The organism is Pseudoalteromonas sp. (assembly GCF_036960685.1).
Taxonomy (GTDB): domain Bacteria; phylum Pseudomonadota; class Gammaproteobacteria; order Enterobacterales; family Alteromonadaceae; genus Pseudoalteromonas.
The window spans coordinates 25,351-39,370 of record NZ_JBALXK010000001.1; the positions used below are offsets into that span (position 1 = coordinate 25,351).

Sequence of the window (14,020 nt, forward strand, 5' to 3'; positions counted from 1 at the left end):
CACTCTGCCAACTAAAAATAAAAGCAAATTAAAATAATAAGTTAACGTTACTTACTAGCACTCTTGCAGCACATTTAACAATATCAACTAATTGATCTTCCTACATCAAAAAGTGCAGACTTGCTGCACTTTTAATTAATTTACTTAACGCGGCTTATTGATCCCACTCGGGAGCAAAATCTGGGGTTGCTTGGCGGTCTCCGCAATCAAGTGCATCAATACGGGCAATGTCTTCCTCGTCCAGTTTTACCGCTTTATCATTAAAGTTGTCTTCTAAGTTTTTACGCTTCGTTGATGACGGAATGGTTGTCATGCCGTTAGCATTTTCCCATGCAATCACCACTTGTGCAGGGCTTGCTCCATGCTTATTGGCAATATCAATGATGGTTTCATCCGTTAATACTTTACCGACTACAAATGGCATATAGGCAGTGACATGAATGTCGTGTTGCTGGCAAAAAGCACGCAGCTTAGTATTAGTTAAATAAGGGTGTACTTCTATTTGATTGGTAAATATTTCCCGTGCGTCAAGTGTTTGCATAGCCTCCTTTAAATTCGCTATGGTGAAATTGGAAACCCCAATATGCTTTGTTAACCCTAGCTCTTTTGCCTTTAATAACTCAGTTAAATACTCACTCATTGGCTCATCGTTTGATGGCGCAGGCCAATGGATCAACAATAAATCGACCGAATCAAGCTGAAGCTTTGCAAGTGACTCTTTCACACTGGTAATAAAATCACTTTTATTGAGCTTGTTATTCCACACTTTAGTGGTAATGAATAGCTCGTCTCGTGGAATATTACTGTCTTTTATCGCTTGGCCAACTTGCTTTTCGTTACCATAAATTTGTGCGGTATCGATATGGCGAAAACCCACCTCTAAGGCCATTTTTACAGATTCATACGCTGTTTTACCTTCGAGACGAAACGTACCCATACCTAAATCCGGCATCTCTATTACACGTTGTGTCATGATTTTATCCTTCTAAAATAATCGGTTTAAAATACAAACTTATTAGATTTCTAAGCTAAGTTTCTCAAAATACACCTGCTACTTTTTCATTTAAAACTTTGACCTCGTAAAAGGTATGAGGCCATTAAATTTAGTTTCAAGGGCTAGAGCCTGTATATCTTTTTTGATTATTTTTAAATCCGTTTAATAATGTAGCATTAATGTACAAGACGGAGATTTAAAGCCTAGTGTATAAAGCTACATCGAACGTTGATCATTAAAGAAATGAGATTCGCGCAGCTCACCTAGCAGTTTCACTGGCGCAGATGGTTAGGTTTGATTATGGTTACGGCTAAGTTTTAAATTTAAAGCATCAGTTTTGACTAAAGCCCAGTGCCAATAAGAAAACGTCTAATTTAAATCAAATATAAATGCTCTGCCTTAAATAAAATCTGTTTATGTTCGGTTTTGCAATACCGCTTTTAATCCATTAATTCTTGCAACGCATCTAAAGGCAGAGACTTATAAAAATACCAACCTTGAACCTGATAGCATTTATTATACTTTTCAATGAATTCACACTGCTCTTGCGTTTCAACGCCTTCAAAAATAACAACACGATTAAGATTCGTGAATAGTGTCATTATTGCCAGGAGCATATCTTTTTTCAAAGGATCAGTAATCGATTGAGTAAAAATACGGTCTATTTTTATGATGTCGAAGTTAATTTCGGTTAACCAAACTAAATTAGAAACACCGGTACCAAAATCGTCCAAGGCAACAGTAAATCCATAACGTTTAGCCTGCAAAGCGAAGTTTGATAACTCATTTAATGGCAGACCTATGCGCTCAGTGATTTCAATTTTTATTTGTTCTTGCCTTACTTTATATAATTCGCACTGCTCATTTAAAAACGGTAAATACTCCGAACTTTGAATTTCAAAGGAGTTAACATTAATCGCAATACTAAAATCATCTTTTTCTATAACAAAAGGCGACAACTCTTTAAATGCTCGCTTTACAGATGAAAATGCCAACGACGGATATAAATTTAACTGCTCAGCAATACTTAAAAATAACTCAGGTGAGACTTGTCCATGTACCGCATCTTTCCACCTAATTAAACATTCTACGCCAATAATCCGCTTACTCTGAACCTCTAAAATTGGCTGGTATTCTAAATAAATGCTTTCATCAGCAATTGCTTTTCGTAATCGAAATTCAATCGAATTTGTTCTTTCTATGTATGAGATAAGAGAATAAATAATTAAAAAACTAATAACGCAAAGTAATATAAGTATCGCGGTCAAAGTCAAAGTGGAAAAAAACAACAATCCTGGTCGATTATTAAGCACACTAGCGCAATAGCTAAATTTTGTACTACAGCTTTTAACTTCTTGTGATAATAGGTTAAATTCATTACCAAACTGGAACTCGGAGTCAAATTGATGGAAAACGTATAAGCCATCACTAGAGGTTATGTTAAACGAAAAATCCTTATTTGCTTGATCAAAATATTTAAAAGGCTCTTGAATTGTGAATGCTACGACATCATTGCGTTTTGCAATATCATATTTTGCATTAATAGGAAAAATCCCTCCCACTTTTTGCGCAAAATAAAAGCCTGTATTGCCCTTAAAAAAATCAACATCAAGCTCAACAGGCTCTTCTAAAATACCCCAATTTGCCGAACATATAATTTTATTTTGTTTAACTAAACCAACATCATGTGTGTAGTGGTAGTTCGTTAAAAGTATACGTAACTTATTTACTGTTTCTTCGTCACAGCGTCGAGGGTCAATGGTCCCTGTCTGATAAATTGATTGGCTAATATCACTGGAGATGTCTTCTGCTTTACTAATAAGAGAGTGCGTAAACTTTTTCTGATAAAGCATTTGTACATAGTTTGCGCCAAAGTGGGATATACAAATTAAAAGCAGTAGCAAAAGCGGTAAAAAGAAAATTATTGCACTTGGTTTTTCTTTAAAAGCTCTCAATGACATAGATCTTCCCTTGCAATTAGCAACATTAATTATCGTTTAATACCATTAAATTGTATCGTACGCTAGCAGCAAGCGCCTACTATTAACTGTTATTTACAGCTGGCAGCTTGTTTGCGTATGAAAAGCTTAAATTATTGAGATATCCAAAACATAGGACTTAGTCATATTAAAAAGGCTGCCACCTACTTCGCGAAAATCAAAAAAAGCGGTTCAAATTCGGTGAGCTGATAAGTCAGCGAGTTTCTTCCACTCATTGAAAGTCGAAGCGATCCATGGCGAGCCAATTATGGATAGTAATATACCAAACTCGATTCACTGTAACTGCCCAATCTATGATCTGATGAGCTAATGCTTTAAGCAGTTATATCACGCTTGGTATTACCTTTTCGGTATACTAGGTTTAGCCAGTGTTCTTACATCATAAGTATAATTCACCTTGATAACTTAAAAGTGAGCCCCTGAATAAGTTTATCTAAGATAATAACAACACAACCCAAACCTTAACAAAAACATATAAATAAAGTGTAATCTGCTGTTATACTGTTTTTATTCACAGAGGGTCTTATTCTAGTATGGTTACAATTAAACAAGTCGCTGTCCACGCAGGTGTTTCATTTAAAACTGTATCTCGAGTGGTCAATAATGATCCAACAGTCAAAGATATTAACCGCGAGAAAGTTCTTAAAGCTATAAAAGAATTAGGTTATCGTCCTAATCGTGCGGCAAGTTTAACACGACGCAAAAACTCAAACATTTACGCAATTATTGCTGATGAACTGCTTAGCGTTCCTTATACTTTTGATATTATCCGTGGTGCCCAAGAAATTGCGTGGCAAAAAAATAAAGAACTGTTGATCCTCAATGTTAACGAAACCCAAGCGAGTATAGACCGAGCTATAGAAAGCCTTTTAGAGTATCGCGTAGAGGGCGTTATATATTCAGCAATGTATCATCGCCAAGTTGCAATCGCTGATGAACTAAAAAAAATACCAACAATTTTAGCTAACTGTTTTCCTGCTTTGAATAACTTTCCCTGTGTAGTACCTGATGAACAACAAGCTGGTGAAGATATTACGGATGCGTTAATCCGTAAAGGCTATCGACGAATTGCTTTCTTAAACTTAAATGAGAATATAGTTGCAGCCAAAGGTCGTAAACTCGGGGTTATAAATTCATTTAAAAAGCATGGCTTACCGCTCGATGATTTACACATTGAATCGGTGATTATTGGCCAAGCTGATGGTAGTGAGGTTTCGACATCAAGAGAGTCTGCAGCGCGAGTGATAGACGAGTTTAAACCTGATGCAATTATCTGCGGTCAAGATCCTATGGCGCTAGAAATTTACTTTGTTGTGCATGATAAAGGAATGATCGTTGGTAAGGATATTGGTATAGCTAGTTTTGATGATTGGGGCAGTATTCCTGAATTATTACAACCGAATTTAACGACTATGGCATTACCACATCATGCAATGGGACGTTGGGCAATGGAGTATCTTATAGAGCAGCGCACTGATATTGTTCATCACAGCCTACCATTTAAACTAATTTCTCGTGATTCGTTTTAATAACATCTGCCTTTAATATAAAAAGCGATAATACGATAAACACACACACAATCAGTCCCATATATTGATAAGCTAACGCAAAGCCTAAATTATCGTACACAACGCCTACAACAACAGCTAAAATTGATGCCATCAATTGCGTTGTAAATTGAAAGCCGATTATATAAATCATGGCCGAATAACGAGCTTCAAAGTGCATGTTTATATATTTAAACAATGCAATTAGCATCAGCGGTAATTCAATTGCATGTAACAGCTTCAACAAACTAATCGTTATTGAATCACTCACAATCCCTGAACAATATATCCTCAATGCCATCAATATCCCGCTCAATAGCAAAGACTTTTTCACTCCAAAATAATTAACCCACTTAACAGCTAAGTATAAAAAAATGGCTTCTAACAATACTTGTGCTGATGTTAAATAACCAAAAAACTCCCTACCTTGCTCTGGTGTTTTAAAAAAGGAAGTGTAGTAAATAGCAAATTGCTGATCAAAAACGGCATAAATACAACTTACACCGATAACAAACACACTTAAGCGCCACAATCCCGCGATTTTAAAAAATGCTTTAAGTAGTTGTACGGGAGAAAAAGTTCGAGCAGGTGCTGTTACGGGCTGACCTTTTGCTACTTTAACAAAAACCAATAGCCCCATTAAGCAAACCGCTGCAATACTTGATAACCAATAATTTAAATTGGGGGATAAATTAAAGGAAAGACCAGCAAAGTAACTTGCCATGGCCCAGCCAAGTGAGCCCCACATTCGTGCTTTGCCAAACTCAAAGTTCGTCGAGCGACTTTGTTTATCAATGTAACTTTCTAGTGTTCCCACTCCAGCTAAAAATGCACATGAAAAAACAGCTCCTCCTAAAATAGCAGCCAGGTAAAAATGTGTGTGTAGTAAGGGGGCGTAAACATAACTAACAAACGGGCCAATCAACACTATAAAAAATGCAATGAAGTAAAGTAGTGTTTTTTGTAAACCGAGCTTATCTTGCAAAATGCCATAACAAGGCATCACGAGTAAAGCCATGATGGAATTGATACTAAAGATGACCCCAACTTTAGCACTATTGAGGCCTACCTCCTGACTAAGCCAAATAGGGAAAAATGAAAATGAAAAAGACCATGCCATAAAATAGATAAAGAATATGGCACTTAATAGCCGATAATTACTACTCATATATCGCATAGCCTTATAAAAAGTAAAACGACTCTATATTACTATAGAGTCGCTTCAAAGGTTATTTTTCTATTGCTATATTGTTTAACTTTACGTCACTAAGCGACAAAGACTGATCAGCGCTTACTCGTATTCTATTATAAGGAGATGTTGGGAAGACAATAGACGTCATAGAGCTAACTCCCTTATTAACAAATACTTCTATCGACGCTTTATCTACCCATATATCAACATCGTAATACTCAAGGCCCTTCTGTAATGGTGCAGTTTGTAAAGACGCAAAGCCATCTTCAAAGTCTTTTAAACCCGATTGTCTACGGTCAAGTATTAGTTGTCCTTGAGCTGGGTTTAGCTGAAGCTTAGTGTATTCATCCGTTGCAGAGCTAAGCACGATATCAATAACTTGTTCAGCGTTTGCTACACTAAAACTCACCTTAAATTGCCCAGGTTCAACAGTAAAAAGTTCATCTAACTGATAGCTATTCGCGCCAGTTAATGTTGCCTTTTGTTGTGGTTTACTCAATAAACTATCTAACTCTTTAATAGGTTGAGATGCCAAACGCACGCCTGCTGGCGTTTGCAATAACTTTAATTCTCGGGGAATCGTCATTGCGCTGCGCCATACCTCAGTCGGTACTTGGTTTGCGTATTGCCAGTTACTCATCCACCCCATAAATAAGTGTCTACCGTCTTGAACATCAGAGAAAGTTACACCAGCATAATTATCAGTGCCGTAGTCTAACCATATTGAAGGTTCGTACTTTTCATTTGCTGCTTTATCAGAAAACACGATGTCAGCAATTTTTATATGCCCCCAATCACCACGTTCATTGTCTACCACTTTAATATAAGCTTGCTGGCCTTTTAATTGACTCACATTCCAAGAGCGCGCGGTCATCGTACCTGTATTGTTACCACTTGCAGTTTTAACTATTTCGCCATTTACTAACAACTGTATTGCAGTACTATTGTGATGCTTTCCGCCTGCAATTTTAAAGTTAATAAAATCATGGTCGATGGCAAATGATTTTGAGGTTAAGGTGCCTGTTGCCTTATCCGAATCTTTAAAAGAACTAGCAATGGTATTGGCTGGTTGATCATTAACTATATGAAATGCGTCACCAGATACTTGCCAATTTTTTAAACCATTTTTGAAGTTAGAAAAGTCTAACCCTTCGGGAAACGCAGCTGGTGTACCTGTAAGCATTTTTTGATAATCACTATCTAATACAAATTTTTCACCATCGAAATCACCAATAAAGTATTGTGTACCAGAGCCACCATTTGGCGCACCAGGATTTATACTCACTAATAACACATATTTATATTCGTCTGTGCCTTCAATACGCACGCGAATAAGATCTGGACACTCCCATACTCCTGCGTGACTGCCCCAATCAGCGCCAAAGTTACTTTCAAATTGCCATGTTTTTAAATCTTTTGAGCTGTAAAAACCAATATGATCATCTTGAGCCAATACCATAACCCATTGCTGAGTATCTTCATGCCAGCTTACTTTAGGGTCACGGAAGTCGCGGATCCCAGGATTTTTTAATACAGGGTTGTTAGCATATTTTTTCCATGTACGGCCTTTATCAGTGCTATATGCTATACCTTGCGTTTGAAAATCAATCGCTCCCTGTGCAGCCTTTTTATCATCATGATAGGTAAATATAGCCACTAATGGTGGGTTTTCTTTACTGCCAAAGCCGCTGCTATTTTGCCAATCAACTACCGCACTGCCAGAGAAAATAGTGCCGTGCTCATCAGGAAACAACTTAATTTCTTGATGCTGCCAATTAACCATATCTTTACTAATTGCGTGTCCCCAATGCATTGGCCCCCATACAGATGAATCAGGGTTATGCTGGTAAAATAAATGATACTCACCTTGGTAATAAACCATACCATTGGGATCATTCATCCAATGCTTTTCTGGGGTAAAATGAAAAGCAGGTCGAAACGCCTCTTTACTCGGTTTATCTACACCCATAGGGGCTGTTTTTTCAGTTTGGTTTGTCATACTACATGCTGCCAAAAATGATGAAATTAAAACTAAATTAACGGTTCGCATCGAATGCTCCATGTTTATTATTGGTATCTAATGAAATTGCTTCTAAAGAACGTCCTTTTGTTTCTGGCATAAACCACGCAACAAAAATCAATTGCCCTAACATCATTAAAGTAAAGAAGGTGAATACTTCAGTGGCACTAAAACGTTCTAAGAAAAATGGCATAAGTAAAGTGATTGCTGCGGCAAAAAACCAATGCGTACCGGAGCCTAAAGACTGACCTTTCGAACGCACTTTATTAGGAAATATTTCCGCAATGAAGACCCAAATAACGGTACCTTGCCCTATTGCATGAGCGGCAATAAACACAAATACAAAGGCTACAACCGTTAAGCCGCCAGATTCAGTACTAAACGCCCACGCAACTACCGAAAGAGAAATAACGTAGCCAATTGAGCCGATATACATCAGCGAACGGCGACCAAATTTATCAATCAACGATAAACCAAGCATGGTAAAACATAAGTTCACCACGCCAATACCAGCGCCTGAAAGTAAGGATTGATTTACATCCAATCCCGCAAGTTCAAATACTCGCGGAGCATAATAAATAATAAAGTTAATTCCAGATAATTGATTAAATGCAGCAAATAAAAATGCAAATAACGCAGGCTTACTGTAACTACCCCCAAATAACTTAGATTGACTGTTTTGTAACTTGTCCCGTTCAATGTCATTTAATACTTGGTCTGGGTTTTGTTCACCTAAAGTCACTAAGATTGAACGCGCTTTAGCTTTTTCGTTTTTCTTTTGCACTAACCAACGTGGGCTTTCAGGTGCCTTAATGATCATTAATAAATAAGCTAAGGCCGGTATTGCCTCCACACCTAACATTAAACGCCAATCAATTGCGGATGTTCCTGCGATTAAAAAATTAGAAACAAACGCAACTAAAATACCAAATACAATTTGAAACTGATAAAGCGCGACCAAACGCCCTCGGTACTTAGCAGGCGCAATCTCAGAAATATAAGCAGGTACAACAATTGAAGAAATCCCTACTCCCACGCCACCAATAAAACGTAATAAGGCAAAACTATAAGCCTCAGGAGCCATGGCGGAGCCAAGTGCCGAAATTAAAAACAACACCCCAACTAAAACTAATGTGGGTTTTCTACCCCACTTATCGCATGGGTAATTACCGGTTAAGGCACCCAGTAGTGTTCCCCACAAAGCTGAAGACATAATAAATAAGCCATGAAATAACGAACTCGTATTCCATAACGCTTGAATAGGTTTATCCGCACCGGATATAACTGCTGTATCAAAGCCGAATAAAAAACCAGCAACGGCAACGGTGACTGACCAATAAATAATTTTTTTCATAATCACTCTTAAAACTTAACGATTAAAAGGTGGGCCGAAACCCACCACTATTAATAACCTGGGTTTTGTGTGTACGACCCACCACTTAAAATCATTTGCTGGTTTGGAATAGGCAAATATTCATGCTTTCCTTTAGTGAAAATAGCATCGACTAAATAAGGTTTACGTACGGCTTCAATAGCTAAGTAACTATCAATTGTTTCTTTAGCTATTCCCCAGCGAACTAAGTCAAAAAAGCGATGTCCTTCAAGGCCTAATTCTAAACGTCGCTCAAAGCGCAGTGCCGCTCTTGCTTGCTCTTTAGAATCAAAACTCGTATATAAGCCAATGTTATAAATACTCGCGTTATTTAATTTATCGGTGCTTTGTTTAGCACGCTCACGAATACGGTTAATAATTGGCAATGCTTCGTCATATCTGTCTAACTCAATTAATGCTTCTGCTTTCCAAAGAAGCACATCTGAGTATCGAATTAATGGCGTATTAAGTGAGAAGATAGGGAAAGGGCCATTTTCTCCACGGCAACTACAATCAGGATGCTCCAAGTCTTTCATCGCTGTAAAATTGCCATAAATACCAGGGGCACGTGCCCAGCTATCACCACCATGAATTAGCGTTTCATCATATTTAAACGGTTTGCCTTCCATAGCCACGGTATGATCTAAGCGAGGGTCAACTGAATCACTAGTCATGTCATAATTAAAGTCGTTAAAAGAGCCAAATAACGGCAAGCCTTGTTGGTCTGTTTTAAACGCATTAACAAAATTGTCAGTTGGTACATGGAAACCACAACAACCAAAACCACCAGCCATCGGCGCATTTAATGCACTAGGCCAGCTACCACGTCCATCTGGAGAGCCGTCATTTAAAGAGCGCTGAATAGCAAAAACTGACTCTTTACCATTCTCACTTTCAAACAAAAAGTTATTCGCGTAATCATCAAATAAGCCATACACGCCGGCTTGTTCAATTTCATCAACGAGGGCCACTACTTTTACAAGTTTATCTTTATTAATATTAATAACTTCATGTAACTCATTTTGCTCATACGCTTGGTAGAGCAATGTTTTAGCTAGATATGCCTTAGCTGATAACGCTGAAGCGCGCCCTACATCTTCTTGGGTTTGTGGTAAATTGTTGGCAGCAAACTCAAAATCTGCAGCAATTTTATCCCATAACTCTTGATCGCTTAGCTCACGATTAGTAGCGCTAAGAATTTGATCTTGTGTCATTGTTTCATCAATCCATGGGATGTGCTTATGGTGTATTTTTAAATCAAAGTAGAAAATACTACGAATAAACCGTAGTTCGGATTGTTTTGCAGCACTGTTTTCGATTGCATCTGGCGCATTTGCGATTACCGCTAATGCTGAGTTTGCTCTTGAAATACCGGTGTAATTACGTACCCATTTTTTGTTATTCAAATCAATTAAATCTGGCGGGAAAGACTCCATATCAGGCACTATTGGCTGATATAAAGACAAAGCATGATAAGCGAAGATATCACCGGGTCCATTACCGCCTTTATGGGCATCTCCGGCGCGTAAGTTTCCTGTCGGCCATAAAAAGTTAGGCGCAGTATAATGATCGTTTCCAAGATATGAATAGGCAGCAATAATCAACGCATCCACATTTTCACTGTTAGAAACTTGCTCTTCGGTTAATACCCCAGAAGGTGCAACATCAAGATCAGAGCCACCACACGATGCTAAAGAAAGCGCGAGTGTAGCAGCTGTAAATAGTGTTTTAATTTTTTTCATAATATGTGCTCGTATCGTTGTCGTTTAAAAATCAAAAAGAAAGGTTCACGCCTAACGTGATACGTTTTGGTATTGGAAAATTACCGTTTGGAGTTTCTGGATCCTGGCTTAGGGTTCCTGACGGAGTAATGGTCAATAAGTTACTTCCTTGCAAATAGATGCGCGCAGAACTAATACCGTATTGGCTTAACCACTGCTCATCCGGTGTATAACCAATAGATAAGTTACGCAGCTTTATGTAGCTGCCATCTTCCCAAAACAGGCTTGATTGACGGCCTTCACCATTGTTATCAATTAAAGTTAATGCCGGTACATTAGTGTCAGTATTGTTAACTGACCATGCATCAAGAACGCGATCACCGTAGTTAGAGCCTATATTTAATGATGTGAAGTCAGTAAATCCACGCCAGCCATTACGTATTTGCCCTCCTTCAACACCTTGCCAAAACATATTGAAGTCCCAATTTTTGTATTTGAAATTCATATTCAATCCATACATAAAATCAGGATCAGTATCAGCAAAAAAACTTTGATCATTCTCATCAATCACGCCATTACCATCTAAGTCTTTCCAACGAACTCGACCTAAACCTGCCCCAGATTGCGCTGCATGAGCATCTATTTCACCTTGGTTTTGAAATAAACCATCAGCGACATAACCATAAACAGAGTTAACTGAATGACCAACAATCGTTTTATCATCACCATTACCACCAAATGAATTCACAACGTCTTCAGGTAATGAAACAACCTTATTTTTAGCTGAAGAAATGTTAAAGCTAATATCGACATCGATATCACCATCTAAGCTATCAAAAGTAAGATAATCGGCGTAACCAATGAGTAACTCAAAACCAGAGTTTTCAATCGTGCCACCATTGACCCATTGCTGAGCGCCTTCGCCTAATGTTGCAAGGGGATTGGTTAACGTTAAAATATCCTCTGTGGTTTTTTCAAACCAATCGATACTGCCGTATATGGTTTCGTAACGCATACCAAAATCGAGGCCTATATTGGTTTGCGTTGATGTTTCCCACTTTAGGTCCTCATTCCCCGTTTGTGCTTTTACAAATCCAGAAGGTAGCGTTCCGCCATTAGCACCGCCTATATCATAAGCGGTCCCTTCATCTTGCTGATCAGTGAATAGGGACTGTGTTGCATAACGGCTTAAGTAAGTTGTGTACGTTGCATCGGTAGGAATTTCTTGATTACCTGTTTTGCCCCAACTAGCACGCAGCTTTAAGGTAGATAAAAATTCAATATCATAGAAGGACTCGTTACTGATCACCCAACCTGCAGAAATAGCTGGGAAATTACCGTAGCTATTATTACTACCAAAACGAGATGAGCCATCACGACGAATTGTTAAACCGGCTAAGTAACGATCATCAAAGTTATAGTCCATACGCGCAAAATAAGAGTTAAGAGACCATTTATCACCATCTCCCTCCACACGAACATCACCCGTTGCTTGTGATAAATGTGCGTAATCACGGTCATCAGACGCAAAGCCTGAACCAAAACCAACAGAGCCTTCATACTCATAATCTATTTGTTCTGTGCCGACCAAAAACGTAAAATGATTTTCGTCTAAATCAAGTTTATATTCCGCGGTATTAGTCCAGCTAAAACTGCTATTCCAATTTTCTGTGACTGAAAGCTGATCACCATAGTTTAACGAGCCGGCTTGAAAAGCACGGGTATAGTTTCTGAAGTAGTATTGCCCGTAATCTAAACCGATAGAGCTTTTTAACGTTAAACCTTCTATTGCCTCATATTCAACAAAAATATTTCCCATTACTTTATTGAATCTACTAACGTTATCACGGTTCATTTCGATAATTCTAACTGGATTATCACGGTCAGTTACACCAGGAACAGGCCCTCCCCAGCCACCTTCCTCGTTGTACACAGGAACGATAGATTGTTGCTCTATAGCTAAATTTAAAATATTACCAGCCAGATCATTAACCAAGTTTGATTCTTGGTTTGTCACTATAAAGTTTTCACCAATCTTAAGTTTATTTGTTAGCTGATAATCAGAGTTAACACGAAAGCTTATTCGTTCAAACTCTGAGCCATCAACAACGCCTTCTGAGCCGTAATACCCGAGTGAACTATATATTGAAGCTTTGTCTGAACCACCTGAAACTGAAAAGTTAAGATCGGTTACTTTTGCAGAGCGCGTAACTTCATCAAACCAGTTTGTATCAGCAGGGCGTTGTAATTGTGCTGCATCAGTAAATTCAGGAAAAACAACGTTGTTTAATTGAGGGTTATTAAAATCATTATTCCAATCATAAGTATAAAGAGAACTTGCGGCATTTGGATCTGATCCGTCATTTATTGCTGCTTGCCAAACTGCTTGTGCCCTTTGCTGTGTATTTAATGGGTTTAGCTCATAATTAAAATCATCATATGATTGATTGAAAGAAAAATTAAAATCGAGCCCCTCAGAGCCTTTTTTTGTCGTGATAACAATAACCCCATTGCCAGAACGTGCACCAAAAATACTTGCTGCTGCCGCATCTCTTAGAACCTGTATATCTGCAATATCATGGCTATTAAGTTCATGCATCCCCGATTTAGTTGGAATTCCATCAATCACATAAAGGGGATCATTATTACCCAATGGTCCTAAACCTTGTCCGCGGATACGCACAGTTGCTGTAGCCGCAGGAGATCCATTAGTGGTAATTTGAAGGCCTGGTACTCTTCCTTGCAAGTTCTGCATTATATTACCTGAAGGCTGGTCAACGACATCTTCAAGGTCTACGGTACTCACAGCACCTGTTAAATCTTGTTTTTTAACACTTCCATAACCATATGAAACTTCAATTATTTCAATGCCATCAGTAGTATTAGCTTCATCTTTTTGCTGTTCGGTAGCAAAAACACTTAATGGTAACGAACAACCCAGCAGTATAGTGCTAACACTTACTGCAAGTTTGTTTTTTTGAAATACGAGCATTGTGTGTGTCCTTATTGTAATTTTACTTTTTAGTGTTGATTTCAATATACAAATAAACAACGTTGTCTTTAAAGTATAAAAAAATACCTTTTTTATACTTTAAACTTAGTTTGCTAAACCAATAAAAATAAACAACGTTGTCTTTTTAACATTAAAAAAACATCTATTCAATATAAATAACA

8 protein-coding genes are annotated in these 14,020 nt (G+C 38.0%); 1 reads left to right on the forward strand and 7 read right to left on the reverse strand.

Features of this window, described 5'->3' with window-relative positions; all coding sequences use genetic code 11:
* Positions 1–154: 154 nt before the first annotated feature.
* Together dkgB and V7783_RS00125 are read right to left on the reverse strand one after the other, a co-directional pair.
* Positions 155–973, reverse strand: coding sequence for a 2,5-didehydrogluconate reductase DkgB (gene dkgB, locus V7783_RS00120; protein WP_335677000.1), 819 nt, complete (start codon positions 971–973; stop codon positions 155–157).
* A gap of 461 nt (positions 974–1,434) precedes the next feature.
* Positions 1,435–2,955, reverse strand: coding sequence for an EAL domain-containing protein (locus V7783_RS00125; protein WP_335677001.1), 1,521 nt, complete (start codon positions 2,953–2,955; stop codon positions 1,435–1,437).
* 572 nt (positions 2,956–3,527) lie between these two features.
* On the opposite strand from V7783_RS00125, the gene V7783_RS00130 reads away from it, so the two are divergent.
* Positions 3,528–4,523, forward strand: a complete 996-nt coding sequence (locus V7783_RS00130) for a LacI family DNA-binding transcriptional regulator (RefSeq protein ID WP_064667538.1) — start codon at positions 3,528–3,530, stop codon at positions 4,521–4,523.
* Here V7783_RS00130 and V7783_RS00135 read toward each other — a convergent pair.
* The 5 genes from V7783_RS00135 to V7783_RS00155 form a co-directional block, all read right to left on the reverse strand.
* Entirely contained in the window at positions 4,495–5,709 is a 1,215-nt protein-coding gene (locus V7783_RS00135; protein WP_335677002.1) for an oligosaccharide MFS transporter, read from the reverse strand. The genes V7783_RS00130 and V7783_RS00135 overlap by 29 nt on opposite strands.
* Positions 5,710–5,770: 61 nt before the next feature.
* Positions 5,771–7,783, reverse strand: a complete 2,013-nt coding sequence (locus V7783_RS00140) for a glycoside hydrolase family 32 protein (RefSeq protein WP_335677003.1) — start codon at positions 7,781–7,783, stop codon at positions 5,771–5,773.
* Entirely contained in the window at positions 7,770–9,107 is a 1,338-nt protein-coding gene (locus tag V7783_RS00145) for a sugar porter family MFS transporter (protein WP_335677004.1), read from the reverse strand. The genes V7783_RS00140 and V7783_RS00145 overlap by 14 nt, the downstream gene beginning before the upstream one ends.
* A gap of 50 nt (positions 9,108–9,157) precedes the next feature.
* Entirely contained in the window at positions 9,158–10,867 is a 1,710-nt protein-coding gene (locus V7783_RS00150) for a RagB/SusD family nutrient uptake outer membrane protein (protein WP_335677005.1), read from the reverse strand.
* Positions 10,868–10,898: 31 nt separating this feature from the next.
* Positions 10,899–13,838: a SusC/RagA family TonB-linked outer membrane protein gene (locus V7783_RS00155; protein ID WP_335677006.1), complete on the reverse strand. Its 2,940-nt coding sequence runs from the start codon at positions 13,836–13,838 to the stop codon at positions 10,899–10,901.
* Positions 13,839–14,020 lie beyond the last annotated feature (182 nt).

What these genes read in the sequence shown, in the direction of transcription:
- V7783_RS00145 (WP_335677004.1), bottom strand. Translation starts at nt 9,107, where the DNA reads ATGAAAAAAATTATTTATTGGTCAGTCACCGTTGCCGTTGCTGGTTTT.
- V7783_RS00150 (WP_335677005.1), bottom strand. Translation starts at nt 10,867, where the DNA reads ATGAAAAAAATTAAAACACTATTTACAGCTGCTACACTCGCGCTTTCT.
- V7783_RS00130 (WP_064667538.1), top strand. Translation starts at nt 3,528, where the DNA reads ATGGTTACAATTAAACAAGTCGCTGTCCACGCAGGTGTTTCATTTAAA.
- V7783_RS00125 (WP_335677001.1), bottom strand. Translation starts at nt 2,955, where the DNA reads ATGTCATTGAGAGCTTTTAAAGAAAAACCAAGTGCAATAATTTTCTTT.
- dkgB (WP_335677000.1), bottom strand. Translation starts at nt 973, where the DNA reads ATGACACAACGTGTAATAGAGATGCCGGATTTAGGTATGGGTACGTTT.
- V7783_RS00135 (WP_335677002.1), bottom strand. Translation starts at nt 5,709, where the DNA reads ATGAGTAGTAATTATCGGCTATTAAGTGCCATATTCTTTATCTATTTT.
- V7783_RS00140 (WP_335677003.1), bottom strand. Translation starts at nt 7,783, where the DNA reads ATGCGAACCGTTAATTTAGTTTTAATTTCATCATTTTTGGCAGCATGT.
- V7783_RS00155 (WP_335677006.1), bottom strand. Translation starts at nt 13,838, where the DNA reads ATGCTCGTATTTCAAAAAAACAAACTTGCAGTAAGTGTTAGCACTATA.